Source organism: Aerococcus sp. L_32, assembly GCF_050689315.1.
In genome coordinates this window covers 1-1,625 of the sequence record NZ_JBOEQF010000429.1, presented here as the reverse complement: position 1 = coordinate 1,625, position 1,625 = coordinate 1, and the positions used below count along the sequence as shown (strand labels likewise).

The following is a 1,625-nucleotide window of genomic DNA, read 5'->3' as shown; positions in this document are numbered from 1 at the left end:
TTGACAAAATAAAACTAAATTAGGTTGGTAGGTTTGCAGTAAGGCCTTTGGATATGTTTGCGTACTAAGGATGGTCACCGGATGAATATGGTACCTTTTGTACAATTTTCTAAAATAAGCAAGTGAATACTTTTGCTTAAATCGCCCCCAGGCCTTTAATTTTTGCGTATCTTGGATTCCATGAATATGCCTGTCTAAGTCTTCAACACTAGTCACTTGGGCTTGAATGATATCGGCCAATTCCCGGTAGGTAAATACACCAGATTCAAAGGCATAAACCAGCATAGATTCTGTCATAGCTAAAACATCTTCCTCATTTTTGAGCATCATATCCATATATGGATTTTCAATTTCAAATAACACAAAACCACCCCTTTACATGTATATACGTAGGAGGTGGTTGAAATTGACCATTTAGATTGATTGTTTTTTATACATAATTTTTCACTGGCGCAAAAGTCTTGCGGTGAATTGGACTTGGACCGTATTTTTTTAAGCCATCTAGGTGTTGTTTAGTCCCATACCCAGCATTGGCTTCAAAGCCATAACCTGGATATAAGTCTGCGTATTCTGCCATCAATTTATCCCGGTATTCCTTAGCATAAATGGAGGCTGCTGCAATGGCATAAACTGTCGCGTCGCCCTTGATAATGGCCTCTTGCGGCGCCTTCTTGTAGTCATTCAAATGGACAGCATCGACCAAGACATAATCAGGAGCCGGATGTAATTGATCTAAAGCAGATATCATGGCTTGCTTTGTAGCAATTAAAATGTTGGTTTGGTCAATTTCTTCAGCAGTTTGGATCCCGATTGTTTTTGCGATAGCATATTTTTCAATATCTGCCACCAATGCTTGGCGTTTTGTATGGGATAACTGTTTAGAGTCATTAAAGTATACAGGAGGCATGTCACTAGGCAAAATAACGGCACTAGTGACAACGGGCCCGGCTAACGGACCACGTCCCACTTCATCTACCCCAGCAATCAATTGGTAGCCTTGTTGACGCAATTCGTTTTCTCGTGTTTTCAGCTGTTCAATCTGGTCTAAGATGGCTTGTTGCTTAACTATGGCCTTGTCATAGCGTAATAAGGCGTTTTGCACCCCTTTGCGGCTATCTTCTCGTAAGGCCTGTACGTAGACTGGATCAACCTCACTTGAGGCCAAGTAGGCTTGAATTTGGCCGATTTTTAAATTACCTAAGTCAGCGAGGTCAAAGGCTGTCTTTTTCTCCTCAGTCATTTAATCACTTACCTGAATATTTTCTAAAATTTGGTATTCTTCAATCCGGTCTAGGGTCATGCGGCCCAATTTACCGTCTCGATAGTCACGGATAATCTTGTCTGAAGCGCGGTCGTAGTCTTCTAACATGCCCATGCGCTTGGTTAAGGCCATCAGTAGGTCAGGATAAGGCGGATGGACGTCTTCGGCATTGATTGGGTAGTGGTTGCTGATGGCTTCCGGGTAATGATGTAGGAAGAATTCTAGGGCGAATAAAGCCACATCATCCTTGTAGAAATGGGTGTCTTTAATCCCACCAGTTAGGGCCAATTTGTCAGCTACTTCTTGGTCTTCAAATTTCGGCCATAAAATACCTGGTGTGTCCAAAAGTTCAAAATCTTTATCT

1 protein-coding gene and 2 pseudogenes are annotated in these 1,625 nt (G+C 41.8%); all 3 read right to left on the bottom strand.

The genetic code is table 11. The features are described from left to right. Window positions 1–363: pseudogene (locus ACRCJ0_RS13645) on the bottom strand (DNA-processing protein DprA); the annotation flags it as partial. A gap of 67 nt (window positions 364–430) precedes the next feature. Then, window positions 431–1,240: a ribonuclease HII gene (locus tag ACRCJ0_RS13640; protein ID WP_431387830.1), complete on the bottom strand. Its 810-nt coding sequence runs from the start codon at window positions 1,238–1,240 to the stop codon at window positions 431–433. Next, window positions 1,241–1,625: pseudogene (gene rbgA / locus ACRCJ0_RS13635) on the bottom strand (ribosome biogenesis GTPase YlqF); the annotation flags it as partial.

Coding starts and splice junctions, on each gene's coding strand:
- ACRCJ0_RS13640 (WP_431387830.1), bottom strand. CDS start 1,240: ATGACTGAGGAGAAAAAGACAGCCTTTGACCTCGCTGACTTAGGTAAT.